A 25,919-nucleotide genomic window follows, 5' to 3' on the forward strand; every position below is an offset into this window, starting at 1 on the left:
TGACGAGATCAATGTGTCCCGCGAACCGGGCTTTTCTCTGTGTTCGATGAGAAGGTAGCGAGATGCAGGCGGCTTTCGTGCGATAAATCTCATCGCTTGGATCACGCGTTCCAAAATTTATCCCACATTTTCGCGATTCAAGAAAATGTGGGATAAATCACTGCATTCCTGTCGGTTATGCCACGGTTGCGACTTCGACGGTGAGGTGTTGAAGCTCATGAACGGGCACAAGGCGTCGCCGGATTTCCGTCGCATCTACGCCCGGTTGGGCAGAGACGCCGACGATCGCTGAGTGGGCTTCGGGGCCGACCTTCCAGACGTGCAGATCCGTGATCCGGGCATCGCCTGTCGTTTCGACCAACTCGCGGACTTCATCGGCTACGTGGCGATCTGTGCGGTCCAGGAGAATGGCGGCCGTGTCGCGCATCAGCGACCGTGACCAGCGCGCAATCACGATGGCGCCGACGATGCCCATGATTGGATCCATCCACACCCAGCCCAGATAGCGGCCGGCCAACAGAGCTGCGATTGCCAGCACCGATGTCAGGGCATCAGCGAGAACATGCATATAGGCGGAACGCAGGTTGTTGTCGCCACCATGGCTGTGGCCATGCGAATGCCCATGATCGTGGTGGTGGTGATGACCATGGTCGTGCCCATGACCACCAGATAGGAGGAAGGCCGACGCTATGTTCACGAGCAGTCCGAGGATTGCGATCCATGTGGCTTCCGCGAAGGCGACGTTGATAGGCTCAAACAGCCGCATGACGGACTCAACGCCGATAGCGAGGGCGATGATGCCCAGGACGAGGGCCGATGCGAAGCCGGCGAGATCCCCGACTTTCCCGGTGCCGAAGCTGAAGTCGCCGTTATGAGCATTGCGTTTCGCGTAGGCATAAGCCGCGGCTGCAACACCAAGCGCTCCGGCATGGGTGGCCATATGGAAGCCATCAGCCAGTAGGGCCATCGATCCAGTAGTGTAACCAGCGACAATCTCTGCCACCATCATGAGGGCGGTGAGCACCACGACCCAGAGTGTCCGGCGGGCATTGTCGTCATGGCTGGCGGCCAGGAACATATGTTCGTGCGTCAGGTGGCCGGTGTCGGCCAGCACGGCGGTCTTGGTGCTCACTTGCTGTACCTCCGGATGATCGTGACGAGGTCCTCTGCGCCTTGCTGGCGTTCTTCGGGCGACAGACCGTCGCGTGCGACATGGGCCTCCAGATGTTCGACGATGATCTCATCGAGAAGCCCATTCACGGCGCCGCGAACGGCTGCGACCAGATGAAGGACTTCGGTGCAATTCGCATTGCCGCCAAGCGCGCGCTCTACTGCGCCAACCTGGCCCGCGATGCGCTTGATTCGCCCGAGTAACGCGTCTCGGTTTTCATTGATGTGAGCCATTTTCCCTCGACAGCCTCGATGTCATGCAGCAAATTGCTGCTGGTAGGATGATGCTGTATAGGGTAGGGGGGTATGGTATTCAATTAAATTCGATGGAACGATCTGTGCGCTCGCCTTGCATTGACCTTTGTGGTTTCGACGCCTCGTCCGGCTGGTGCCGTGGTTGCGGCCGTTCTCGTGAGGAAGTGCGCCGTTGGCGTAATCTGCGCCCGGGCGAGGCGCGCAAGGTTGCTGCGGATCTACCGCAGCGCCTGTCCAAGCTGCGCGCAAAGGGCCTGACGAATGATCGCACCGATGACTGACCGGCCTTTCGGCTGATGTCGTCGGTGCGATGGGTGGCAAGCGGAAGCTGTTAGCCAGGCGCGACCTTCAACTGATGATCGTCGCCGTACCGGATGCGGCAGGAATAGCCGTGGCCGCACTCGGTGTGCATCTGAGACACAGCGGCTTTGGTAAGACGCTGTGTCTGGCCACTATCTTCGATTTCAATCCGTTCGACCGATTGGAAATCGAATGGCGCAACGGGGACATTTTCCCGACCCTGTTTGATGAGCACCCCATAGTGCGCCGTGCCTTTGAAATAGGTCACACGGATGTCATGGGAGCTTTCGTTCTTCCATCTGGGATGGACGGGACCGCATGCGGACAAGCATAGGGCCAAGGCGGTCAGTAAGATCGTCGGTTTCATGGTCTCAATTTCTTGCGGGATTGCTGTTCCTAACAAATCCGCCCTAACCGGGCATGAATGCCTAACCCTCAGGGGCGACGCGATCTGGTCGCATCAGCGCCATGTTCACCACATCGATCCAGTTCCCGCCCATGAAGAGCGCGTTGCGTGAGGTGCCCTCTTCGACAAAACCCAGCCGATGGTACAGCCGCCGTGCGGGTTCGTTATGGGCGAAGACGTTCAGTTCGAGCCTGCTCAGGTTGAGATCACGCCAGCAATATTCAATGGCGACTGCCATCGCGTCTGCTGCCAAGCCTTTGCCGCGGTCTTCGACCTCACCGATGCGGATGCCGATAAGGGCCGATCGATGGATGGCGTGGATTTTGTGGATTTGGATGAATCCCACAATATGCGGAGCGTCCTGCACGCGAATAGCGAAGAAGACGCGTGAGGCGTCCTGATCGGCATTTAGCCAGAATGCTTCCTGATGCTGCCAGTTAAGCGGTCGGTAGGGTTCATTCAGGCGAGCGTCGTCGGCATTGTCCATCCAGCGGAACAGGCGCTCGAGATCGACAGGGAAAATGGGGCCGAGGGCCACGGTGTTGCCAAAGAGCATATTGGGTCTTTCATGATGTGCAGATGGCCGCGCGGATGGCGACCGAAGAGGAAGCTCGATCAGACTGGCTGGGGGCTAAGAGCCCGATCCAAAAGTTGTTGAGCAATACCAGCATGTTATGATTCACGCCGTCCTTGCGAGAGATGGAGTGATCAATGGCATGGACTGGCATTGCTCGAGATGAGCATAGCCGCAAAGGACTGCGGTATCCAAGCGACATGACGGACAGAGAGTGGGCGCTGGTGGCACCGTTCATTCCTCCGGCAAAGCACGGCGGTCGGCGTCGCAGCACGAATATGCGTGAAGTGGCCAACGCGTTGCTCTACCTGGCCTCGGCCGGATGTGCCTGGCGCCTGCTGCCCAAGTGCTTTCCACCGGTCTCGACGGTCCGGCGCTATTTCTACGCCTGGCGTAACGCGGGATTGTTTGAGGTGATGAACACGCTGCTGGTCATGAACCTGCGAGAGATCGAGGGGCGCGAAGCCTCTCCCAGTGCGGGCATCATCGATAGCCAGAGCGTGAAAACGACCGAGAGCGGCGGTCCGAGTGGGTATGACGCAGGCAAGAAAGTCAAAGGTCGAAAGCGTCATATCCTGACCGACACCTCCGGCTTTCTGATCTCCATCCTCGTGCACACCGCCGATATTCAGGACCGGGATGGCGCCGTCGACGTGCTCAAAAGGATTTGCCAGCGCTTCCCTTGGCTGCGCCATATCTTCGCCGATGGTGGCTACGCCGGTGACAAGCTCAGAACGGCACTCGCCAAAGCCGGGAACTGGGTGATCGAGATCATCAAACGATCTGATCAAGCCAAGGGCTTTGAAGTCCTCCCGCGCCGCTGGGTCGTCGAGCGCACCTTCGCCTGGCTGGGACGGTGTCGCCGCCTCGCAAAGGACTGGGAAGCGACCATCGCCTCTTCAACCGCCTGGGCTATGATCGCTTCTATCCGCATGCTCATCCGCAGAACCGCAAGGTATTGCTACGCCTGAGAAACTTTTGAATCGGGCTCTAAGGCGCCTGAGCCACCATGTTCGGATGGCCCGCTCCGCAGGTGCCTCGATGCTGTGGTGCAGGAGGGCTGCCAGACCAAGCATCGTTGCCGACGTGACGATGACCCCCGCGAAGGGGCCTATCTGTGCGCGGTCGATTGCCCGGAGCAGCACGAAGCCGGCGTGATGGTGGATGAGATACAGCGGGTAGCTGAGAGCGCCGAGATACAGCAGAATAGGATGAGTGATCGCGGACAGGCGGCCGTTGATGGCCAGCCAGAGCATCACCTGAATTCCAACCCCGGCGATCAGGAAGGCGGCGCCGCCATTGAAGCTCAGTATCGCCAACGCCATCGCGAAATAGGGAAGTTGGTCGAGATAGCGCCGTTGTGCTGACCACGCTCTGTAGGTGAGCACACCAATGGCGAAGAACGGGCTGTATTGGTTCACCAGGAGCATCTGTACCCGATACGGCGCTATCTCGGAGACGGAGGCGATCGCGCCAACTGCCATCCAACCAGAAAGCAGGTACTCGATGCGCACCCGCCTGCGCGCCATCCATGCGAGGGCGGCGCAGATGTAGAAGGCAAGTTCGACAGTCAACGTCCAGTACACGCCATCGACCGACGGGACGAAGAAGAAGCCTTGCAACATGGTGAGGTTGATCAGGATCGTTTCGAATTCCGCCTGTAGACGTTCGGTCCCGCTCCATTGCACGACCAGCGTCGTGATCAGCACCGCCGCCCAATAGGCTGGGAAGAGCCGGGCAACACGCTTGATGGTGAAGTCGGCGATGCCCGCGGTGTTTTCCAGCGTCCGACTGATCACGAAACCGGAGATGCCGAAGAACAGGAAGACGCCATAGCCTCCGGCATCGAATCTCACTCCGATGTTGCGGTGCTCGGGAAAGAAGTCGGGATAGATCGAGGTGTAGTGGAACAGCATCACGCTGATCGCTGCGATCCCGCGCAGGGCGTCGAGTTCCTTCAGCCTGTTCCTGAACGGGCCGCTGACCGGTTGTTGTTCAAGCCGATCAGAACGCACATCGACCTTCTGTTCAACGAGGGTCATGGCCGCCCCCCTTGAAAATCTTCCCAACCATGTTGCGGACATCTTGATAGAATGGGCCGGTATCGTCCTTGTCGAAGACATAGTAGCGCATGTTCGGGCGCACGAAGTCTGCGAGGTAGGATCGTAGCTCATGCAGGCGGCTATATTTAGCGACGCGCTCATCTACGCTCGATTTCCCGACGAGCAGGCGCATCAGCCTTTTCGTTTCAGGGATCATGTAGCGCGCCTGAATTATGTCCTGTCGGCCCATTGGCGCGTCGACGACCTGGCCCAGGACCGACCGGCGATAGGCTTCCCAGGCGAAGAGTATGTCACAGTGGCGAGCGAGAGGGAGGCTGCCCCAATAACGGCCGTTTACTTCCATGAGCCAATAGCGCTTCCGCGCAGCATCATAGCGATACTCGACCATGGCCGGGCCCTCCCACTCCAAGTCCTGAAGCAGGCGCTCCGACAATTTCATCTGCGCTTGATGTTGATAGAGTGGCTCGTTGTAGCAGAGCGTCGACACCCCACCTTCTGGCGGCCATTCATGTAGGCGCACATGCTGAAAGCGCAGCGTCGCGCGATTGCGCGCCATGTAGAGCATTTGACCGAGCCCCACGCCATCGCAATAGGACTGGATCAGCGGCCAGCGGCCTATTGTTTGGAAGCGATCAAGCAAACGGTCGAGTTGGCCGACATTGCTGATGAACTCTGCCTTCTCCCATTTGAGGCCAGCCTCTTCGAGAAGGGGGAGGATGTCATTTGGGTTGTCCCACTTGGCGATAGCGGGGAAGGTCTGCTCAGCGATCCGCGCGGCGAAATCTTCGCCGGCTCGAGGTTGCCATGTCTGCGGCACGTCGAACCCGAGCTTTCTGGCTGCGCTCAGTGTGTCGCTCTTGCTGAGCGCCCGCTGCAATTGCTCCAAGCGGGGCGTCAGAACTTCGCACTTGCCGATGTACTTCGGACCTGACGCCAGTTGCAGCAAATCGGTTTCGGACACAGCGAATAGTGCCATCGCGCCCGTGCGACGTACGATGTCGGGCATCCAGGACATGATTGGCCCGGCCGGACGGATGATGGCTTGCGAGCAATGTCGTGAGGCTGCAGCCATTGAGGTTGCGGCCGTCCCGACGCCGATGACCGGCACGCCCTTTTGGCCGAGTTCACGGATGATGCTGAGATTGATCGCGCTATCGAGCCCGAGCACGATAGCAGGTGGGTGCGGGCGCAAAGGACGCCCGCCAGAATGCAGTGTTGCCACAGAAGATGCCTTTCGAACGTGCCGAAGGCAGCGACGGACGCAAAGCATCACAGCCGCTGCCAGACTGGCAGGTCAGACCAATCGGAAGATCGGGCGCCCTACGAAAAGGGCGCGGCGGCATCAGGCGGAGGGCGGCTCTAGTAGCGGAGGGGAGGGGACGATCGTCAGCTGTTGGTCATCAGACCGACGGAACTGACGCTTGAGAATACGGCGGTGCCGGTCGCCCACACCAGCTATCCTGACGTCGTCTGCTGATCCGTGCGTGTGATGGCCGGTGTGACGGTGAGAACCGTCAGGGAGTTCGTCCGTCTGCCCGTCAACCAGATCCGCCGGCTCAGTGTGCGCCTTACCTACTGGATCGGTATGGGTATATTCGTAATGATGTCCCTGAAGCGGCGCGTGCGGCAGGGCGGCTCCAGCCGCTCCTTGAGCGAGGATCGCCAGAACTGTCAGCATTATGCAGCGGATCAGCTGTGTCATGTCGCCTCGGCTCACATGCTCAGTTCGGGTTGCGCTCGGAGGCCTATAACAGAAATGGCCTCACAGATATCGTGAGATTGCCCGGAATTCTTCAACAGCCTTGGAGACGCCGCCGCTATCCTGGCTATGGCTGAGGCAATGATCGATATGGTCGTTGATCAGGGTCTTCTTGGCGTTGACGATCGCACTCTCGACTGCTTGCAGCTGCTGAGCGATCTCGACGCAGGAGCGTCCTTCTTCGATCATCGTCACGATGCTGCGCAGGTGGCCGCCAGCGCGGTTCAATCGCTTTATGATCGCAGGGTGCGTCTCGTGCTGATGATCAGCCATGCAGAATCTACTCCAGGAATGAGGCTTGCAGTATCCTCCCCGGGGGGATACTGCAAGCCTCATTCATATCCCCCCGGGGAGGATGATTCGTGATGAGGTCATGCAATGCTTTCGGTGTTGAGCAATCGGACATACCGTCACCTGTTCCTGGCGCAGGTGGTGGCTTTGGTCGGAACCGGGCTGGCTACGGTCGCGCTGGGGCTGCTCGCCTATGACATTGCCGGCGGATCGGCAGGCGCAGTGCTGGGGACCGCGCTGGCCATCAAGATGATCGCCTATATTGGTGTGGCTCCCGTCGTAGGCGCCTTTGCCGACAGGCTGCCGCGTCGCGCCTTTCTCGTCACGATGGATGTGCTGCGCGCCGCCGTCGCGATCTGCCTGCCGTTCGTCAGCGAGATCTGGCAGATCTACGTCCTGATCTTCGTGCTTCAGTCTGCATCGGCAGCGTTCACGCCCACTTTTCAGGCGACCATTCCCGATGTCCTGCCGGAAGAGCGCGACTATACCAAGGCGCTCGCCCTGTCGCGGCTGGCTTATGATATGGAAAGCCTGACGAGCCCGATGCTTGCGGCTGCCCTGCTGACTGTCATCAACTTCCACTGGTTATTCTCGGGCACGGCGGTCGGTTTCGTCGGTTCGGCCATTCTGGTCCTGTCGACCACCTTGCCTCGAGCGCTTAACCGTAAGGAAGTGCGCACCGGCATTTATGCCAAGACCACCAGGGGTATGCGGATTTACCTCAAGACGCCACGGCTGCGCGGCCTTCTCGCTTTGACCTTTGCGTCGGCGGCGGCGAGTTCGATGGTGATCGTCAACACTGTCGTCATTGTCCGGGACCAGCTTGGCCTTGGCCAGCGGGACGTTGCCTTCACACTAGCAGCCTTTGGTGGAGGCTCTATCCTCGCTGCGCTGGGGTTGCCCCGTATTCTCGACCGCATATCCGACCGCTCGATCATGATCACTGCCGCAGCAGTGCTGGCTTGGGGGCTTGCGATCATGGGTGCCCTCACGCACTGGTTCGGCAGTTCTTCCAACTATTGGTCCATACTGCTCGCGGGTTGGTTCGTCCTGGGTATGGCCTATTCGATGAGCGTCACCCCGTCGGGACGGCTATTGAAACGGTCGGCCAATGCGGAAGATCGGCCTGCACTCTTTGCGGCGCAGTTTGCCCTGAGCCACGGAAGCTGGTTGATCTGCTATCCGCTTGCTGGCCAGCTTGGCGCGAGAGAAGATCAGGTAATGACGTTCATTGCCATGTCGATCATCGCGCATTTTGGTGTGATCGCTGCTTATTTGCTGTGGCCGAGCGCGGATCCTGACGAACTTCCGCATGATCACGTCGATCTCGATGCAGACCATCCCCACCTTCGGGACAAGCATGGCCAAAGCGCTGGCCACGCCTATGTGATCGACGATCTTCATCAGCATTGGCCAAGATCATGACTCGTTCTTTCGGTCGATCCGGCTTGCCGAGCGCATGTGACGAAGATAGCGTGCGCGCCATGCGAGCATTGCACTCATCCCGGCGTAACAGCACGGCGCTCATATGGCGTCGGCGCGTGTCGACGCTGTGCGGCCTGCTCGCTTTGTTGGGTGTGACCCTGTTGACCACTTGGCATGACACCCTACCTCAGGCGCATGCGGCCCAGCAGGTCGCGTCCAGCGTCGCCGATCACGATCATCACCATGACCGGCATGAGACGAAGGACCAGCCTGACCTGGCAGACATGATGCACATTGCTGCACATGCCGCGCATCAGTCGACAGATCTCCCGTCGCAGCCCGTAATAGTTGCAGATGTTGCGCCGGTCGCTGGGCGTTGGGAGCTGTTCCACGCTGCCGCGTTGGGTTCCACGGGGCCAGCCTCTCTCTTGAGACCACCCGAGGCCTGATCCCTGGCGCGCATCTGCGCGCATCTTTTGATCAGACCTACGAGGGAATTACACAATGCAAGCCTTTCGAGGCTGGCTGCCGCGTATTGCGGTATCCGGCGCGGTCGTTGCGACCTGCCTTATGGCGGGTGGCACGGCTGCAAGCGCGCAAGTCGCGCCACCATTTGCCGAGCTTTTTCGGCAAACCAGCGAAGCGCCACGTCAATTGGAGCTCGAAGCCGAAGTAGATCGTGCCGAAGGATTGGCACGGCAGGCACGCGCCTATCCCAATCCGACCGTGAGCGTCATGACGGAGAATGTGGGGGGGCAACGCCCTTACAACCGCTTCGGTCGTGCGGAAAACACGCTCCAGGTAAACCAGCCGCTTGAGCTGTTCGGAAAGCGCTCCGCTCGCATCGCGGCAGGCGAAGCAGGCGTGGTCGCTGCTCAGGCGCGTACGCGTGACGGGCGGCTGTCCTATGCATATGAACTGGCGCGTGCCTATGCTGGCGCTGAAGTAGCCGATCGCAGGATCGGGCTGGCTGAAGATGAACTGGAAGAAGCAGAAGCCGATCTTAAGGCCGCCCGCGCTCTGGTTGAAGCGGGCAAGGAAGCCCGGCTTCGCGGCCTTCAGGCTGAAACCGAAGTGAATTCGCTAAAGGCTGTCGTCGATACGGCCAAAGCAGAGCGGGTTGGCGTCTATTCCCGCCTGACTGCGCTCAGTGGTCAGTCGGTGTCTTATTCGACGCTTGCCGAACCCATGTTGGACCGGTTGGCGCCGATGAAGGGGCAGGGGCCCATCGACCCGACGCAGACGGCGCCGTATCTGGCAGCGAAAGCTGACGCAGAAGCCGCCGCGCGGCGGGTGACATCCGCCAAGCGGCAGGCCATTCCTGATGTGACGGTGTCCGTCGGCGTCAGACGGCTTGAGGTCGATAACGCGAATGCTCTGCTGGCAGCTGTGAGCGTGCCATTCCCGCTCTTCGACAGGAATCGCGGCAACATCGATGCTGCGCAGGCCGAACTGCGCGGCGCGCAGGCACGGGAGGCGGCAACCCGGTTGGAGGCCGAGGCTGCAATCCAGGCTTCGCTTGCTCTCAACGAAGCGGCAGACGCCAGAGCAGCGGCTGCGGATAGAACGCTGTCTACGGCCGAAGAAAGTTACCGGCTTGCACGCATCGCCTATGAAGCGGGGAAGTCCCCGCTGATCGAATTGCTAGCTGCCCGCCATGGCCTGGGAGCTGCTCGCGGCGTGGTGCTCGATGCCCGCGCTGCCCAGTTTGACGCCCGCGCCAGCCTTGCACGGCTTGAGGGCCGCACCATCACCGGAGAACCCGTCCAATGAAGTCCGACAACAAACTCTATGCCGGCGCTGCGGTCGGCCTCATTCTGGCGGCACTGGCCGGCTTCGGCGTTGCACGCATGACAGCGCCCAGCGCACCGGTGGCTGAGGAAAGCGCTGCGGAAGCAGAGGCCCAGCCTGCCGATACCGTGGAGATCACTGCGGACGGCATCAAGACCTCGGCAATCTCGGTTGAAGCTGTCTCCGGCTCCAGTCTCTCGGGGATCGTCATGGCGAGCGCCACGGTCGAAGCCACGCCTGATGCCGAAGCTGTTCTAACCGCGCGAGCGCCAGGCACGGTGACGCGCATCTTCAGGCGTATCGGTGATACGGTTCAGGCCGGTGAGGCGATCGCGCTGGTGGAAAGTCGTGATGCCTCGGCAATCGCGGCTGATCGGGGAACTGCGGCGGCGCGGGCGACACTCGCTGCGCGGCAATTGGCCCGCGAGAAGAGCCTGCTCGCGCAAGGTGTATCGGCGCGGGCGGACTATGAAACGGCCGAAGCCAATCTGGCGGTAGCTCGGGCCGAAGCGCGCCAGGCGGACGCGGCTGCGCGTGCAGCACGGGTTGCTGGCGATGGTCGGTCCGTATCGGTCGTGAGCTCGGTCTCCGGTCGAATCACGTCGGCGACGGCCAGCCTTGGTTCGTTTGTGCAGGCGGAGACCGAACTGTTCCGGGTCGCAGATCCGCGCAGCATCCAGATCGAGGCCGCGGTGCCCGTGGCTGATGCTGGTCGGGTCAAGGCTGGGGATCGGGTGGAACTCACGACATCCGACGGCCAGAAGGTGGAAGGGCGCGTGCGCTCGGCGACGGGTGTTGTCGACACGCAGACCCGGCAAGCCACGGTGGTCATCACCCCGAGCGGTGGTGGCAGCGCGATCGCTCCGGGACAGCTTGTGCAGGCACGTATCTTTGCCAGCGGTGGTCAGGGCGCGAGCGGTGTCACGGTGCCGCAGGATGCGGTCCAGACAGTCGGCGAACGGACAGTGGTTTTTGTCCGCACGCCCAAGGGCTTCAAGGCACAGACCGTTCAGGTCGCCAGTCGCAGTGGCGGCATGGTTGCGATTGCGGCTGGCCTGAAGGCGGGACAGCAGATCGCGACGACCAACGCCTTCCTCCTCAAGGCTGAGCTTGAGAAGGAGTCGGCAGAATGATTGCGCGCATCCTCAGTCTATCCGTCAGGATGAGATGGGCGGTGTTGTTCCTGACACTCGCCATTGTCGGATTTGGCGGCTGGCAGATAACCAAGCTGCCGATCGATGCCGTGCCGGACATCACCAACCGTCAGGTGCAGGTCAACACCTTCAATCCCACGCTCGGCCCGGTCGATATGGAAAAGCAGGTGACTTATCCGGTCGAGACGGCCCTTGCCGGCATTCCAGGTCTCACCATGACCCGGTCGCTCACGCGTAACGGGTTCAGCCAGGTGACGGCGATCTTCACGGATAGCACAGACATCTTCTTTGCTCGTCAACAGGTCACCGAACGTCTTGCGCAGGCAAAGGATAGTCTGCCTTCCGGCGTTCAGCCCAATCTGGCGCCGCTCAGCACCGGCCTTGGTGAGATCTTCTTCTACTCGGTGGCGTTCCGTCATCCCGATGGGAAGAACGTCAAGATCGTCAATGGCCAGCCTGGCTGGCAGTCGGACGGCAGCTACCTCACGCCTGAAGGCGAGCGACTGACCACCGAACTGGCAAAGGCGGCCTATCTGCGCACCGTGCAGGACTGGATCATCCGTCCGCAAATGCGCAATGTCAAAGGCGTGGCCGGCGTCGATTCCAACGGTGGCTTCGTGAAGCAGTATCTGGTGCAGCCCAATCTCAACGCGCTGGCCACCTATGGCCTGTCGGTGACGGAACTGGCTGATGCACTGCAGCGGGCGAACCTGTCGGCAGGGTCCAATTACATCAAGCGGGCCGGGGAGAGTTTTCTGGTTCGTGCCGATGCGCGTCTGAAGTCGATCGAGGAGATCGAGGAGGCGGTTGTTGCGACCCGTGCTGGCGTGCCGGTGCGTGTGCGTGACGTCGGCGAAGTGGTTATCGGTGGCGCGGTCCGCACCGGCTCCGGCAGCCGCATGGGATCCGAAGCTGTGATCTCGACCGTCCTGATGCTGGTGGGCGACAACAGCCGCATCGTGGCGATGAGCGCGGCGGAAAAGCTCACGCAGATCAACAAGGGGTTGCCGCCAGATGTCTTTGCAGAGCCGGTTTATAACCGCTCGAAGCTGGTGAATGCGACCATTTCGACGGTCGAGAAGAACCTGACCGAAGGCGCGCTCCTCGTCATCGTGGTGCTTTTCCTGCTGCTGGGCAATATCCGGGCGGCGCTGATCACGGCGGCGGTCATTCCGGTGACCATGCTGATGACGGCCAGCGGCATGAACGCCATCGGGGAATCCGGCAACCTCATGAGTCTTGGCGCGCTCGACTTCGGTCTGATCGTCGACGGCGCCGTGATCATCGTGGAAAATGCGCTGCGACGGCTCGCTGAACGGCAGGAGCATGAAGGGCGTCTGCTGACGTTGTCGGAGCGGCTGGGCGAGACGACGGAGGCTGCGGTCGAGATGGTGCGACCTACCGTTTACGGGCAGCTCATCATCTTCCTCGTGTTTGTGCCGTTACTGACCTTCCAGGGTGTCGAGGGCAAGACCTTCTCGCCGATGGCGGTCACGCTCATGATCGCTCTGGCCTCGGCCTTCATCCTCTCGATTACCTTCATCCCTGCGATGATCGCCATCGTGATCAAGGGGAAGGTGAGCGAGACGGAAGTGAAGCCGATCCGCTGGTTCAAGGAAAAGTACGAGCCGCTGCTGAAGAAAGCCGTGGCGCGTCCCTTGCCGTTCATTGCGGCCGGCGGTGGCATGTTCCTGGCAGCCGTCCTGTGCTTCGGCCTGCTGGGCGAGGAGTTCATGCCCCAGCTTGACGAGAAGGACATAACGGTCACCAACTTCCGCGTACCATCGGCCTCGATCGACCAGTCGACCGAGATGCAACTGCGGATCGAGAATACGCTCAAGACCTTGCCGGAAGTGGCGCTCGTCTTCTCGAAGAACGGCAACGCGGATCTGGGTACCGACCCGATGCCGCCAAACGCCTCGGACACCTATGTCATCCCCAAGCCCGAAAGTGAGTGGCCGTCGGATGTGAAGAGCAAGGACGATATCCTCAAGCGCATCGAAGCGAGGATGAAGCCCCTGATTGGCAACCGGACGGAAATCCAGCAGCCGATCCAGATGCGCTTCAACGAGCTTATCGCCGGCGTTCGGGCTGACGTGGCCATCAAGCTTTATGGCGATGACCTCGATCAGATGAGCCAGCAGGCGCAGCGCATTGCCGCGGTGGTTCGGAAGATCCCCGGTGCTGGCGATGTCAGTGCCGAGCAGACGTCTGGTGCGCCGACGTTTGACGTGAAGATCGATCGACTGGCGGTCGCGCGTTACGGCCTTTCGGTCGAAGAGGTCGCCAATACCGTTGCGGCTGCTCTTGGTGGCCGGGAAGCCGGGCTGCTGTTCGAAGGTGACCGTCGCTTCTCAGTCGTGGTCCGTTTGCCCGACGCGCAGCGCGATGATCTGGAAACGCTGGGGTCCATCCCGGTGATGTTGCCTACCCCCGAAGGTCAGGTGGCAAGGTCCATCCCGCTCCGCGAGGTGGCACGGTTCAGCTTCACTTCGGGGTTGAACCAGATCAGCCGCGAGAATGGCAAGCGTATGGTGATCGTGCAGATCAACGTGCGTGGTCGGGATCTGGGCGGCTTCGTCACAGAGGCGCAGCAGAAGGTGGGCGAACTCCAACTGCCTGCTGGCATGTACACCGATTGGGGCGGCACATTCGAAAGCCTTCAGTCGGCGCGTCTGCGCCTGCTGATCGTGGTGCCGATCTGCTTCGCCGCGATCTTCGCACTTCTCTACATGGCATTGGGCGGCGCTATCCCAGCAGCGATCGTGTTCAGCGCCGTGCCGATGGCTCTGGCGGGGGGTGTCTTCGCCCTGCTGCTGCGCGGGATTCCGTTCTCCATCACAGCTGCGGTGGGCTTCATTGCTCTCTCCGGTGTCGCGGTGTTGAATGGCCTCGTCATGATGAGCGCCATCCGCAAATATCGGGAAGATGGGGCAGAGGAGGATCAGGCGATCATCGGCGGCGCGATGGAGCGCGTGCGGCCGGTGCTGATGACTGCGCTTGTGGCCAGCCTCGGCTTCGTGCCGATGGCCCTCGCCACAGGAACGGGTGCCGAGGTGCAGCGACCGCTCGCTACGGTGGTCATCGGTGGCCTCATCACCTCGACGGCGCTGACCTTGCTCGTGTTGCCGGCGATCACGGCATTCATGGGGCGCCTCAAGAAGAAACAGGCGCAAGAGTCGTCGGGTAATTCCGAACCGGCAACTGCGTAATCGAAAGGCAGACGGCGGCGGAGCTGCCGCCTGCTTCATCTATGATTTGCTCAACGCCAGACCCTCGAGGATTGGAAAGTGCCATGTTCCTTGACGAACGTTCTCGATTTTCTGTCCGGTCAGGCCAGCTGGCTATCGTAATGATGGCGGCGCTGGCGGCCGGGGCATGTTCATCTGGCGATGGCAATGGCCAACTCAGTCCCGACGACCAGGCGCTGCTCAGTGATCGCGAAGCGCATCATGAATTTCAGTGCAATGATGGCTCCCTTCTCCACGCGGCGTACCGCGATGAGGGGCTGGTGATGATCCTGAGTGGACCCGCGCAACCGCAGCCGATCCGCCTGACTGCTCCGGCTCAGGGGCTGACCTATGTCGGGGAAGGCATCACTGCCACGATCACCAATCGCGTCCTGCGCATCAGCGAAATAAACCGGCCGGAGCGCATCTGCACCTCGGGCAAGCCCTTGGGCCTTAGCCCTGTAGAACCAGCCGACGACTTGGTTCGTGACGAGAATAGGTCATCTGGCGCTCGCAATTTTGTTGAGAATCATTCGCGATAATCTATCGTGTGTGCGGTTTGGCGCCCGTTGAACGGCCGTTTGGATGAATGAGAGAAGGAAGGAGTGACGAATGCGAACTTATCCATTCCTCTCTGTCCTGCTCGTAATCGCTATGATGATCTCACACGGCTCGTTGCTGACCGTGTCACAGCATTTCCACAAAAGCGACCGATCATCCGTTGAGGCTACTACAGAGCATCAACATTTTTCAGAAAACCATGAGGAGCCGGGCAGCGCTACAGGAGGCGGTCACGTTCATCTAGTCGGTGATCGCGTGCCAGATGACCATGGGCTGAAACCTGTCCCAACTGGGAAGGCTATCCATAGCGGCGCGCATCGCCAGCCTTTTATGGCGCCATTCACCATGGCTCCGCTACTCGAGCCGCCATCGATATCCTGAAGCATGGCAGTGCGAGGCGTTGGTCTCGCACTTGGTGCTGATCTGCCGGCGTCGAGGCGCTGGCGACCATACGGATATCTATATGAAACTCAGACTGGCTCGACCGTGGGCATGTTATGCTGCGGTCTTTACAGCCTTGGCGTTTTTCGTCGTCGATGTGGCCTTGGCCCATGGCGTTGCGGAAGGCGACAAAGGCTATATCGAAGAAACGACCGGCCCTCAGATAGGAGCGTTTCTCTATCTTGGCGCCAAGCACATGGTCACCGGATACGACCATTTGCTGTTCCTGTTCGGCGTCATCTTCTTCCTCTACCGGATGCGCGAAGTGGCATCCTATGTCACGCTGTTCGCCATCGGTCACAGCACGACCCTGATTGCAGGGGTGCTGCTGGGAACGAATGTCAGCGCCTATCTTGTTGATGCGATCATCGGCTTGTCGGTCGTTTACAAGGCGCTCGACAATCTTGGCGCGTTTCAGCGCTGGTTCGGGTTCCAGCCGAATACGAAGGCGGCCGTGCTAATCTTCGGCTTCTTCCACGGCTTCGGTCTGGCGACGAAGCTGCAGGATTTCGCGCTATCGTCTGATGGTCTGATCACCAATCTCATCGCTTTCAACGTCGGCGTTGAGATGGGTCAGATCCTGGCTTTGTCGGCCATCCTCATCATCATGGGTTATTGGCGGCGTACTCGCAGCTTCGCCCAACATGCCTTCACCGCGAACGTCGTGCTGATGACCGCCGGCTTCGTTCTCACCGGCTATCAGCTTGCCGGCCTGTTCTTGGGAGACCCCTCATGACCCGACCCCACTCGCCCATGCCGGGCGAACTGCCCAGCCTTGGCCAACTGAATCGGGCTACACTCATCGCTTTCGGTGCCGCTGCGGTCATCTTGGTGACGACCGTGCTGCCTGCGGAATATGGCGTCGATCCGACCGGCGTCGGTGGCGCCCTCGGCCTCACCCCGATGGGCGAGATGAAGCAGGCTGAACATGATGCTGCGCCAGTGGCGTCGTCCGCACAGGCTACGCTAACGGCGTCCAAGCCGGCCGTGGCTGCCCCGGGTGAACCGGTCCAGGTCGTCATTACGCTCAAGCCCAACGAAGGGCGCGAAATCAAGGCAGTAATGACCGCCGGCAGCGCGATGCGCTACGCTTGGAAAACCGATGGCGCGAAGATCCGCTACGAATTGCATGGCGAGGAATTCAACGCGCCTGAAGGCGAATACACCAGCTACGAGAAGGGCACGTCGGCCGGTGAAAGCGGATCTTTCACAGCCCCCTTCGACGGTACGCATGGCTGGTACTGGAAGAACAAGACCAGCGAGCCTGTCACCATCACTGCATCTGCGACCGGTGGCTTTTCCGCCTTCGCAGCCAAGCCCTGACCCAATTCATAAAGAGAGAAGGAAAATCTGATGCGTAAATTCATTATCGCAGCTGCCGTTGTTCTCGCCCCCGTGTCCCCGTTGATGGCGCATGGCAATCATGATGAAGAAGAGCAGGATCGTCCTGTTCAGCAGGTGGCGAAGGACAATGTCATCAAGCTCATCACCAAGGGTACATTGCCGGCGAGCTGGTCAAAGGCGAAGTTCGTAGAAACGAAGTCGCGTACCGTTCAGGGCGCCCGTCAGGATGTGGTGATCTTCCGCAACGACGCTGAACCGGAAGCTCGCAAGCTGTTGTACGTTGCGTTGAAGCCGGACGGCACCTTCGTTTCGGCGAACCATAAGCTGAAGTGAGAAGTGATGGGCGCGGTCGATTGGCCGCGCCCATATTTCTGTCGTCATGAAGATCCGACGGCAACGATATCCAGCAGGAAGTCGGATCTTCTGATCAAGCCCGGAATTAAGCCGTTGGAGCCCTGCGACCATCGGCGGCACCTTTTAGAGATCGATTTCAGCGGACGGCATGTCCATATCTCTCTTATTGCGCACGCTTATCGCTAGGCAGCGTTGACAAAGTGGATTCCCAATCTGCCTGATTTCTGATTCACAGCTTCTCTTTGCGAGGAGCGATGATGGGCCGAGGCGATCTGACGGACGAGGAATGGGATGTGATCGCGGGGCTTCTGCCGTCGGAGCGCGGCCGCAAGTCCCGTCCTGCCCATGACAACCGGCGTTTCCTCAACGGCATGCTGCATGTTTTGCGGGTCGGCTGTCCGTGGCGGGATATGCATGAACGCTATGGTCTGTGGAATTCGGTCTATGTGCGGTTCCGGCGCTGGGCCGAACAAGGTGTGTGGGATGCAATCCTGGCGACATTGGTGGAATTGGGACTGACCGACGACTGGCAGCACATGATCGACAGCACCATAGTTCGCGGCCACGTATCGGCAGTGGGCGGAAAAGGGGGGCTTGTGCGCAAGCTCTTGGTCGATCACGCGGCGGCTTTACGTGCAAGGTCCACGCCCGCTGTGACAATCAGGGTCGCCCTATCGGCTTCATCCTGACGGGCGGTGAAGCGTCCGACTATGGCGCTGTCGATGCCCTGATGGCGATCCCTGTCACCAAGCCAAAGGCGCTGTTGGCCGACAAGGGCTATGACGGTGATGCTGTCCGCGAAAATCTGCTGATGCACGGCATCCTGCCGATCATCCCGCCCAAGGCCAATCGCCGAGAACCCATTCCCTGCGACTTCCGTCGCTATCGTGACCGCAACCGCATCGAGCGCATGTTCGGGCAACTCAAGCAGTTCCGCCGTATCGCAACCCGTTACGACAAAACCGCCTTATCCTTCGCAAGCTTCCTGAACCTCGCCGCCATTCGCAAATGGCTGCCGCACTTTGTCAACGCGACCTAGGGAAATTATGCCGAATGAGACAGACTAAGCCGTTTCAACGCGAATGGATTGTTTCAATCCTGGTTATGACATTCGCGCTAACGCTTGCCATCGGGATTGGTTTTCTGGCGGGTCATTATATCCCGTCGGCTTCTGACGATATGTAGGAGATCTGTCGAAATTTGCCAAAGAAAGGACCGATGGCGGATTGTATCGCTCTACGTTCAGCAGTTGCTACTGAGCAGGCGACATCGACAGCGCAATGGGGTCTGATGATCGCGGTTGGCTCGCTTTGCGCTAGCAGCGCGGCGCTGTTGGGATTGATCAGCGCCTTCAAACAAGGGCAGCGTACGATCGGGATAGCCACCGACGCGAACCGCATAGCTATGGAATATGGGCGGGCGCAGGCCCGCGCATATGTCGTGGTTCAGTCGGTGGAGGCAAAGCTTAGTGAGCTGGGCGATCTGACTGCCAAGGTAACTTTCCAGAATTCTGGCGCATCGCCTGCGCGCCGGTTACGCTGGCTATACAACGCACATATTGTCGCTGTTTATGGCGATAACACTCGGCGCGGCATGATGCTTGGCGATCAACCAGACCTGGAAAGATCGCACTGGCGGCAGGACATACCTTCGGCGGATTCCTGGACATCATATCCGCTTGGATTGCGTTCTCAGGATGGCGTTGCGGCCCTGCTCGAGAAGGCTACCTTTGTCGCGATCACGATAAAGGTTGTGGCAGATTTTCAGGACGTGTTCGGCGAAACACACCGGGAGATCGCCTGTTTTGAGGGACGGGTAAATCCCAGCGAGCGAGACGCGTCATACACAGCGCTACATAGTGCGCATGACAACGCATTGGACGACAAAACAGAATCCCCTGCAGCTTGATCTGCTGCCAGGCACTTGCGAATTTTGCCACTAATCGCGCAGGCGTCGAACCAGCCGTTTCCAGCTTACCTCGCTGTTTATGCAGTCAGGCCGGTCCGGCTGTCGAGGCTCTGAAGACGCGCTTACTTCTGTCAGTCGTCGGCAAGGAGAGACGCGAAGCCATGAATCGTGAATGGCATGGCGGCGTCAGGCACTTTCGCCTCACTTGGAACTTCATGCATGAGCAGCAGCATGCCCTCATGCGGGAGATAAGCGCAGCCGAAGCCCTTCTCCCGTCGCTGTTGCGCGGCTTCGAGAACGGCTGCGCGGTAGGCGTCATGAACCTTATTTCCGACATGCAGCTTGGTTAGATCGATAAAGCCCAGTGCATCGCCATTCGGACCCTCTTCGCTGACGCCGAAGATCATAGTTTCATCGGGCATTTCGAATCCTCATTTCATTTCGCGAACATTCGCGAAGTGTGTTTCCAAGCATGATGACGTCGGCGCGCGGGGCCTCAATGATCATCTGGTCGCGCGCCATTGCGCCTTTAATCGCGGCCTCGACCGCGAGGCATAGCAAAGCTGTGCTGTTCGCTTGCATCTGGATCTGTGCGGCCTTTCGGCTTGATGGCCAATTCGAACTTGATGTGGCTCGCCTGCGAGGCGATCCCGTGAGTAACTGCCTCAGATAGGTAGGAGCCCTCCGCGTCACCCCCGGCAATTTCAGATTCCCGATCAAGGTCACTGGGCGCCGGCTCTCGCGCTTGAGAAGCAAGGCGCTCCAACCGCGCATCCAATGCTGCAGCCCCAGGGCCACCGGTTCGCGCCCAAGTAGCCCCTAAATCGATCCCCGCCCGATGGAATTCTGACACTCGCTCATAACGGCCGACGGCTGCCATCGCGATGTCCTGTTGACCCAGGCCGTCCTTCTCCAGTGTTCGGATGCCCATGCTGGATACGAGTTCCTGAGCGGGCTTGGCGATCGCCATGCCTCGGCTGACGCTTAGGACTCCGCCTCGGCCGATCAGTTCGAGGCCACGCGCCTCTTCCTGAGTGGCGACGTCGTAGAGGATCATCCGGGCCTTTTCATTTGGCGAGAGGGTCCCATTCGCCGCCTCGTGGATTTCCGCACGGACGAAGGCGCGTTCGGTCGCCGCAAAGCGGTGCTCATTGAGAGGCATCCCGGCATCGCCAAGGGTCAGGACCGCGCGTTCAAGGGCTGGATCAACAGCGATCGTATCGTCGCGGTAGCGAAGCTTGTCCTGAACGGTTCGAATTTCAGCGGCGGCGCGGACCAACTCAGCAAGCGTCAAAGTCCGGAAAGGGCGATACTCTTCCGCCTGAGGGCCGGTGGCCATCTCCAGCCGCGCCAAATCGAACGCTTCAACGCCGGAAGCTGCGGCTGTCTTCGCCGCAGCGCCTATGGCAGCTGTCGTGGCATTCTGTCGTTCCTTCGGCATCGCGTGCCGTTCAGGCGCATCAGACAGCCATTCCTCAATTGCTCTGAAGTCCATTGTAATGCTTCCCTGCAAGACCGGGAGTAATTGTCTCAGACCGATTGGGCAAATTCCAGACCCCCTTCAGCACAGGTTGCATTGGATATGGAACAGGATGCTTCGAATCCTACGGAAAGCGGCTTATGCGTCGCAGTTATCGGCGGCGTTGGATTGAACCGATGGGCTGACCAGGCTAGTCCAATGGGGGACTATTCGTTATGGACTTCAGCGCTTCCGAGGCAAGATAGAGTTCGTCTTGGGCTGCTTCCCATTCACGGCGGGCTTCATCCCAGCGCCGCTTAGCGATGAGCAGGCGATCTTGCGCTTCCTGTTGTTTATTCCGTGTACGGGTGCGTTCCCTCGTTCGGCTCAGCGGCAACCGATAGACGTCGTTGTCGGTCAGCTTTCGACCGCACGACTTTGGGCTATGTTGATTGCGTATGTGGCCCCATGATCCTTGCAGCTTGCGGACGGAATTACCGCAGCGCTTGCAAAACCATTCGCGCTCAATGCGATCGGCCCTCACAGCAGCACTCCGATCATCAGGCCGACGAGCATCCATGCGAGGCCGGTCATGACTTGCACGGGATCGCGCCAGTATGCGCGTTCAATTATGGCAGAGCTGCCGCTGGCCACATCCCTGAGATCGTCGCGACACCCGGGATAGGGATATTCCTCATCCAGATGGTTTGCGAGACGTTCGAACGCGGCTTTCTTGTCGGGGGGAATATTCCCGGGCATGCTTTCCTCAATCGCTATCGGCTATACGATAGTAATCGTCGGATTTTCCGGCGAGACCCTCGTTGAGCTTTTGCACTGGTCTGCAGCAGGACCGCGGGTTCGGATTTGCGGCAGTCAGGCATCGCACCTGGGCAGTGGACGCAGCTGGCACATGCATCTTGCATGGGATATTATCGGTACCGGAGCAGGGATGTCGCAGGCGGGCTGCACATTTCTAAGATGGACCGGGATCCACGGAAGGGATGGAGCGGTATGATCATCACCCTCTCAGACCTTTTAGCGGGAATCCGAGAGCGCAAGGCTGCCTTGGGGTTAGCGTCCGCGCTCGTGGTGTAATTTCCGGTGTAGATTGAGGTTGTCGCATGGGGTGGGGCATGCCCCACCCCATGCGATTTCGATCTCGGTGGCCACCGGGCTCATCGGTAAGGTGGAGTTACCACACTTCACACGCCCACCGAGGAGTTGATCCCGATGACCGACGACAGACTACCGCTTGCTGAACTGATGGCGAAGACCGGAGATGGAGATTTCCTGCGCACGATCGCCGAGAGCGTGCTGCAGATCATTATGGAGGCCGATGTCGACGGTCTCGTCGGCGCTGGCCGGCACGAACGCTCCGGCGAGCGCACGACCTGGCGCAATGGCTACCGTGACCGCAGCCTCGATACCCGGCTCGGCACGCTCAACCTGAAGATCCCCAAGTTGAGGACCGGCGCCTACTTTCCCGGCTTTCTGGAGCCCAGGAAGACCGTCGAGAAGGCGTTGGTCGCGGTCATCCAGGAGGCATGGATCGCTGGCGTCAGCACCCGGCGCGTCGATGAGCTGGTGCAGGCAATGGGCATGACCGGCATCTCCAAGTCCTCCGTGTCGAAGCTGTGCAAGGACATCGATGAGCGCGTCCATGCCTTTCTCAAGCGACCGCTTGCCGGCGACTGGCCCTACCTCTGGCTCGATGCCACCTATCTCAAGGTGCGCGAGGGGGGGCGGATCGTCAGTGTCGCCGCGATAATCGCCGTGGCCGTCAACACCGAGGGCAGGCGCGAGATCGTCGGCCTGCACATCGGCCCTTCCGAAGCCGAACCGTTCTGGTCGACCTTCCTCAAGGACCTTACCCGCCGCGGCCTGACCGGCGTGAAGCTGGTCATCTCCGATGCCCACGAGGGCCTCAAGGCCGCGATCACCCGTGTGCTCAGCGCCACCTGGCAGCGCTGCCGCGTCCACTTCATGAGAAACGCGCTGGCCTACGTGCCCAAGGGCCAGAACACGGTAGTCGCTGCTGCCATCCGCCAGGTCTTCCTTCAGCCCGACCATGCCGCCGCAACACAAGTCTGGCGTCAGGTCGCTGATCAGTTGCGCGCCCGCTGGCCAAAGCTGGGCGCGTGCATGGACGATGCCGAGCATGACGTCCTCGCATACATGACCTTCCCCGAGCAGCACCGGGTCAAACTCCACAGCACCAATCCGCTGGAAAGGCTGAACAAGGAAGTGAAGCGCCGCGCCGATGTCGTCGGCATCTTCCCCAACGAGGACAGCATCATCCGCCTCGTCGGCGCCGTCCTCCTTGAGCAGAACGACGAATACCAGCTCCAGCACCGCTACATGCAAATCGAGGGCATGGCCGCACTTGCCACACCAACAATCGAGGAGGTTCAGCCGCTACAGATTACACCCAAGGCCGCCTGACAATGCAGCCCGCTGGCCACACCCGAATTTACACCACGTTGACGGACGCGACCGCCTTGGGCATCATCGATACCCCAGAGCGTACCGATGCCATGCGCAATAGCGGATCGCGCCGAACAGCGCGCAAGCGTGCTATGTTGGCCCGGATCGAGGAGCGCTCACGCGACGCGGGCGCCGTCTAGCCTGACCAAGCGCCTTGTTTTGTGATCTTGGCGAAGCTCATGCGGCAGTAGCCAGCATCATGTATCGTCGGCAGACCGACCTTCCGCGCCCATTTTTGTGCTGACTGGGGAGGCAGTCCCATCCTGTAGCCGATCTCGACCGATCCTATGATCTCTGCCGCGGTCTGAAGAACATCCGCCGCGAGATATGCTTTGCCGTGGCGACGTATGAGGCCGGTGGCGACAAATTTGAGAAACTGTTTGGCGGCCAGGTTGAGTATCTCGCTGGCATCGGCGCCTGATAGCTCATCCTCGACATGGGCGCCGGACAACGGGTTTTCCAACATCCGCAAAGTGTCGATGAGTTCGGCCGGGATTAGTATCTGGTGGGACAGGTCCGTCGCCTCGGGGGCCAGACCAAATCGACCATCCGGCCCCAGAAGCCAGGCGAAGATGCCGGCCCAGGGCTTGGCGCGACCGCCAATAGCTCGTGCTGCGATTTGCAGCGGAACGCCGTCAATCATAGCGGGATCGGCTTTGGCTTGGATCTTTGCCTCGAATGCCGCCCAGGCCTGCGTGGTGGTATTGCGGACGCCATATCGCGCCTCCCAATAAGGGTGGGTCAGCGGGGCGAGCAATCCAGATTGCATCAACTGCGCTATGGCATAGCGGGGCAACTGAGTTGACTGCGACACGGCGGTCAAAGGCAGACGGTCAGGCTTGGTACGTGCCAGTTCCTCGATTTCTTCGGGATCATGGAACGGTCTAACCACGCCATGAACTCGCACGTCGGTTAGCTTGAAGACGCCGGCGGCTCGCAGCTTCGCGATAATGGTATCCGTCTCGCGCAGCACACGCACGGCTGATTTGGCGGAAATCAGTCCAATTATGTCATTCCCCTCGTCGGCCGACGGGAGGTCGGTCAGATCAGGGCTTTGACTGAGATCGGGCTGCTCTTGCTGCAGGCCATGTAGAAACATCGCGAACAGGGCTTTGACGCGGGGCGAGGAGCGGCCGATCCTGGCTTGCTTGACGGCGTGTCCCAGCTTGTTCGACCAGTTGTCCCCTTCGCCTGGAGTTGGAAGTAGCTGGGCTGGAACGATGGGCCATTGGCGCAGCAGCGTTACAGCGTCATGAAGCGCGCTGATGACCGCCATGGTAAGGTCAAGATTGGTCAGCCATTTTCCGCGCAGTTGGTCGTTTAGCCAGGGGGAGAGCTTCAAAGCCAAGTCGGCAATGTCGTGCGGCTCCAAACGCGCAATCGGGTCAGGAAACTGTGATCGCGAAGCGGTACGTACATCGGAATCATGGCTGAAGAGGCCAGCATAGATGCCCAAATTGTCGCGCATCTCGAGAGGGATGAACTCGGCCGGTCCCTCACGCAGGTCCGCGCTGCAGACATCTTGGTCGCAGGTGGCAATGCCGTTGGCGTAGCGCCACCGCTGGGTGACGCCGCATTCGTGACACTCACTGCGCAAGACCTGAAAGGTTTCCGGGCAGAATGGGACGGAGGCCAACTGCCAAATCGCACGATGATGAGCCGATAGGGCAAGGCTGGCCGGTGCATATCGGCGGATGGTGGTTCTCAGTTCGCTCTGCCACGCGCGTCCACCAAACCAATGTATGATCGCGCTGCCTTCTGGACCGTGGGCATGGTGCAGTAATTGGGGGTAGGGCACCACCAGAATGTCAGCCAGCGCCGGTAGCTGTTCGGCGTTGGTTGTGGCCGCCGTCGGCTTGTTGTCGTAAACCCAGCCAGCCTCGGACAACAGCGTTCCCGTCCGTGGATACCCGTTCTCGGCAGTCACACGGGCGACAAGGCCCATGAGACTTTCGCCAGCGATCGGCGCGAGCGGGTATTTTACATGGCTCAAGCTTCGATCTCCACGAACGGATTATAGTCGATGAAGCTATGGGCGATGGCCCAGCTGTTCACCGCCATGGCGAGATCGTTGCGGGTAATAGCATTCCGACCTTCACGCACCACGTTTATGGCCGCCGTTTCCACGATGCGGCACGTACGGCCGATGATTCCGCTGCTTGCGAGACAAAGGGGACGAGCGATGTCCTCTTCGACCAGGCCGCTGGCGACCTTCATGATCTGCTTGTCGACCATGGCGGTATCGAGGTCTTCGACGAAGTCCAGGAACAGATCCCGATCGTCATCCGCCCACCAATCAAGCGGCGGGAGCGTAAGAGGCGGGAACAGGCGGCTGTTCAGCTCGTGGCTGGACTGGAACAGCTTGTCCGCGTCGTGGGTGCCGAAAAAGGCGATAGGCACAAGGCCAGAATCAAGGAACGTCTTAAGGCTGTCCGTGACATGGGTTGCGGCTGATGACCGGCGCGACAGATGTTGGATTTCATCGATGACGAGCAACTGCACGTTATCCCGTTTGATGGCTTGCACGGCGCGCTTGTGCAGGTTGGGTTCGGTGCCGCGGTCATAAAAGGGGTCGTCCAGGGCCTGCAGGATGGAAGAGAATAGCGACCTGGCGGTGCCAGTGCTCATGAGCTTGACGATCAGGACGGGTCGGCTGCCTTCGGGAAGTTCGCCCAGGCGTTCGATGCCGTCCCGGAAATGTTCGGCTGCTGTCGTTTTGCCGGAACCGCTTTCAGCCAGGAGGGTGATGCCATATTGCCGCTCGCCACGGGTGGCGATGCCAGAGCGCCTGACCTCATCCAGCCCTGCAATGATAGCCTCTTGGCGAGGATGAACAATCTTGATCTGGCGGAACGCGCTGCGGGCATCTGCCACGCGTTGAGAGCGGGCAGCGGCTTCATTCGGCCGTACAACGGGCGGGTTTGATGTGGTGGTAGTCATGTGTTGCCTT

General features: G+C 60.1%; 25 protein-coding genes and 1 pseudogene. 14 read left to right on the top strand and 12 right to left on the bottom strand.

Going from position 1 to position 25,919, the window contains the following annotated elements; translation table 11 throughout:
- Positions 1-175: 175 nt before the first annotated feature.
- Both dmeF and OVY48_RS14635 read right to left on the bottom strand, forming a co-directional pair.
- Positions 176-1,078 (bottom strand): CDF family Co(II)/Ni(II) efflux transporter DmeF, encoded by a 903-nt coding sequence (gene dmeF / locus OVY48_RS14630; protein ID WP_279729938.1) that lies wholly within the window; start codon positions 1,076-1,078, stop codon positions 176-178.
- A gap of 50 nt (positions 1,079-1,128) precedes the next feature.
- Positions 1,129-1,404, bottom strand: a complete 276-nt coding sequence (locus OVY48_RS14635) for a metal/formaldehyde-sensitive transcriptional repressor (RefSeq protein WP_004210808.1) — start codon at positions 1,402-1,404, stop codon at positions 1,129-1,131.
- A 92-nt stretch (positions 1,405-1,496) separates the two neighbouring features.
- On the opposite strand from OVY48_RS14635, the gene OVY48_RS14640 reads away from it, so the two are divergent.
- Positions 1,497-1,706: a DUF1289 domain-containing protein gene (locus OVY48_RS14640; protein WP_279776204.1), complete on the top strand. Its 210-nt coding sequence runs from the start codon at positions 1,497-1,499 to the stop codon at positions 1,704-1,706.
- Between the two features lie 74 nt (positions 1,707-1,780).
- Entirely contained in the window at positions 1,781-2,059 is a 279-nt protein-coding gene (locus OVY48_RS14645) for a hypothetical protein (protein ID WP_279729919.1), read from the top strand.
- Between the two features lie 94 nt (positions 2,060-2,153).
- Here the strand turns inward: OVY48_RS14645 and OVY48_RS14650 are convergent, their stop codons facing one another.
- Entirely contained in the window at positions 2,154-2,687 is a 534-nt protein-coding gene (locus OVY48_RS14650) for a GNAT family N-acetyltransferase (protein WP_009821101.1), read from the bottom strand.
- 155 nt (positions 2,688-2,842) lie between these two features.
- On the opposite strand from OVY48_RS14650, the gene OVY48_RS14655 reads away from it, so the two are divergent.
- Complete coding sequence (locus OVY48_RS14655; RefSeq protein WP_038293239.1) at positions 2,843-3,676, top strand: IS5 family transposase; 834 nt, start codon at positions 2,843-2,845, stop codon at positions 3,674-3,676.
- Here the strand turns inward: OVY48_RS14655 and OVY48_RS14660 are convergent.
- From OVY48_RS14660 to OVY48_RS14670, 3 genes are all read right to left on the bottom strand, one after another.
- The gene (locus tag OVY48_RS14660) at positions 3,605-4,747 is read right to left on the bottom strand and encodes an acyltransferase (protein WP_313923348.1); all 1,143 of its coding nucleotides are present in this window, start codon (positions 4,745-4,747) and stop codon (positions 3,605-3,607) included. The two genes, OVY48_RS14655 and OVY48_RS14660, sit on opposite strands and share 72 nt — an antisense overlap.
- On the bottom strand, positions 4,734-5,783 hold the full coding sequence (locus tag OVY48_RS14665; protein ID WP_409593694.1) for a carboxylate--amine ligase: 1,050 nt from the start codon (positions 5,781-5,783) through the stop codon (positions 4,734-4,736). Before OVY48_RS14665 ends, OVY48_RS14660 begins: the two co-directional genes overlap by 14 nt.
- A gap of 747 nt (positions 5,784-6,530) precedes the next feature.
- Positions 6,531-6,800: a metal-sensing transcriptional repressor gene (locus OVY48_RS14670; protein ID WP_004210814.1), complete on the bottom strand. Its 270-nt coding sequence runs from the start codon at positions 6,798-6,800 to the stop codon at positions 6,531-6,533.
- A 105-nt stretch (positions 6,801-6,905) separates the two neighbouring features.
- Here OVY48_RS14670 and OVY48_RS14675 point away from each other — a divergent pair, with 105 nt between their 5' ends.
- On the top strand, positions 6,906-8,243 hold the full coding sequence (locus OVY48_RS14675; RefSeq protein ID WP_120249351.1) for an MFS transporter: 1,338 nt from the start codon (positions 6,906-6,908) through the stop codon (positions 8,241-8,243).
- A gap of 182 nt (positions 8,244-8,425) precedes the next feature.
- On the opposite strand, the gene OVY48_RS14680 is transcribed toward OVY48_RS14675, so the two are convergent.
- Positions 8,426-8,635 (bottom strand): hypothetical protein, encoded by a 210-nt coding sequence (locus OVY48_RS14680; RefSeq protein ID WP_145986180.1) that lies wholly within the window; start codon positions 8,633-8,635, stop codon positions 8,426-8,428.
- A gap of 178 nt (positions 8,636-8,813) precedes the next feature.
- Here OVY48_RS14680 and OVY48_RS14685 point away from each other — a divergent pair, with 178 nt between their 5' ends.
- From OVY48_RS14685 to OVY48_RS14725, 9 genes and pseudogenes are all read left to right on the top strand, one after another.
- Positions 8,814-10,016 (top strand): TolC family protein, encoded by a 1,203-nt coding sequence (locus OVY48_RS14685; protein ID WP_313923350.1) that lies wholly within the window; start codon positions 8,814-8,816, stop codon positions 10,014-10,016.
- On the top strand, positions 10,013-11,167 hold the full coding sequence (locus OVY48_RS14690) for an efflux RND transporter periplasmic adaptor subunit (protein WP_120249353.1): 1,155 nt from the start codon (positions 10,013-10,015) through the stop codon (positions 11,165-11,167). Before OVY48_RS14685 ends, OVY48_RS14690 begins: the two co-directional genes overlap by 4 nt.
- Positions 11,164-14,400, top strand: a complete 3,237-nt coding sequence (locus tag OVY48_RS14695) for an efflux RND transporter permease subunit (protein WP_279728991.1) — start codon at positions 11,164-11,166, stop codon at positions 14,398-14,400. The genes OVY48_RS14690 and OVY48_RS14695 overlap by 4 nt, the downstream gene beginning before the upstream one ends.
- 83 nt (positions 14,401-14,483) lie before the next feature.
- A complete protein-coding gene (locus OVY48_RS14700) occupies positions 14,484-14,960 on the top strand; it encodes a hypothetical protein (RefSeq protein ID WP_120249354.1) in 477 nt (158 codons plus the stop codon).
- A gap of 482 nt (positions 14,961-15,442) precedes the next feature.
- Positions 15,443-16,156, top strand: coding sequence for a HupE/UreJ family protein (locus tag OVY48_RS14705; RefSeq protein ID WP_120251935.1), 714 nt, complete (start codon positions 15,443-15,445; stop codon positions 16,154-16,156).
- Entirely contained in the window at positions 16,153-16,743 is a 591-nt protein-coding gene (locus tag OVY48_RS14710) for a hypothetical protein (protein ID WP_120249355.1), read from the top strand. The genes OVY48_RS14705 and OVY48_RS14710 overlap by 4 nt, the downstream gene beginning before the upstream one ends.
- Before the next feature lie 30 nt (positions 16,744-16,773).
- The gene (locus tag OVY48_RS14715) at positions 16,774-17,097 is read left to right on the top strand and encodes a DUF6488 family protein (RefSeq protein ID WP_232015812.1); all 324 of its coding nucleotides are present in this window, start codon (positions 16,774-16,776) and stop codon (positions 17,095-17,097) included.
- A 278-nt stretch (positions 17,098-17,375) separates the two neighbouring features.
- Positions 17,376-18,157: pseudogene (locus OVY48_RS14720) on the top strand (IS5 family transposase).
- 179 nt (positions 18,158-18,336) lie between these two features.
- A complete protein-coding gene (locus OVY48_RS14725) occupies positions 18,337-19,026 on the top strand; it encodes a hypothetical protein (protein WP_145986181.1) in 690 nt (229 codons plus the stop codon).
- A gap of 131 nt (positions 19,027-19,157) precedes the next feature.
- Here OVY48_RS14725 and OVY48_RS14730 read toward each other — a convergent pair whose 3' ends face one another.
- From OVY48_RS14730 to OVY48_RS14740, 3 genes are all read right to left on the bottom strand, one after another.
- Positions 19,158-19,448, bottom strand: a complete 291-nt coding sequence (locus OVY48_RS14730) for a hypothetical protein (protein ID WP_120249357.1) — start codon at positions 19,446-19,448, stop codon at positions 19,158-19,160.
- A 107-nt stretch (positions 19,449-19,555) separates the two neighbouring features.
- Positions 19,556-20,521: a hypothetical protein gene (locus OVY48_RS14735; protein WP_120249358.1), complete on the bottom strand. Its 966-nt coding sequence runs from the start codon at positions 20,519-20,521 to the stop codon at positions 19,556-19,558.
- 504 nt (positions 20,522-21,025) lie between these two features.
- Positions 21,026-21,244, bottom strand: a complete 219-nt coding sequence (locus OVY48_RS14740; protein WP_004210831.1) for a hypothetical protein — start codon at positions 21,242-21,244, stop codon at positions 21,026-21,028.
- Between the two features lie 471 nt (positions 21,245-21,715).
- On the opposite strand from OVY48_RS14740, the gene OVY48_RS14745 reads away from it, so the two are divergent.
- Entirely contained in the window at positions 21,716-22,927 is a 1,212-nt protein-coding gene (locus OVY48_RS14745; protein WP_120249359.1) for an IS256 family transposase, read from the top strand.
- Positions 22,928-23,105: 178 nt separating this feature from the next.
- Here OVY48_RS14745 and OVY48_RS14750 read toward each other — a convergent pair whose 3' ends face one another.
- Both OVY48_RS14750 and OVY48_RS14755 read right to left on the bottom strand, forming a co-directional pair.
- Positions 23,106-24,962, bottom strand: a complete 1,857-nt coding sequence (locus OVY48_RS14750) for a TniQ family protein (RefSeq protein ID WP_279728999.1) — start codon at positions 24,960-24,962, stop codon at positions 23,106-23,108.
- On the bottom strand, positions 24,959-25,909 hold the full coding sequence (locus OVY48_RS14755) for an ATP-binding protein (protein WP_120249362.1): 951 nt from the start codon (positions 25,907-25,909) through the stop codon (positions 24,959-24,961). The genes OVY48_RS14750 and OVY48_RS14755 overlap by 4 nt, the downstream gene beginning before the upstream one ends.
- Between the last annotated feature and the right edge of the window lie 10 nt (positions 25,910-25,919).

Source organism: Sphingobium sp. SA2 (assembly GCF_032227065.1).
Classification (GTDB): domain Bacteria; phylum Pseudomonadota; class Alphaproteobacteria; order Sphingomonadales; family Sphingomonadaceae; genus Sphingobium.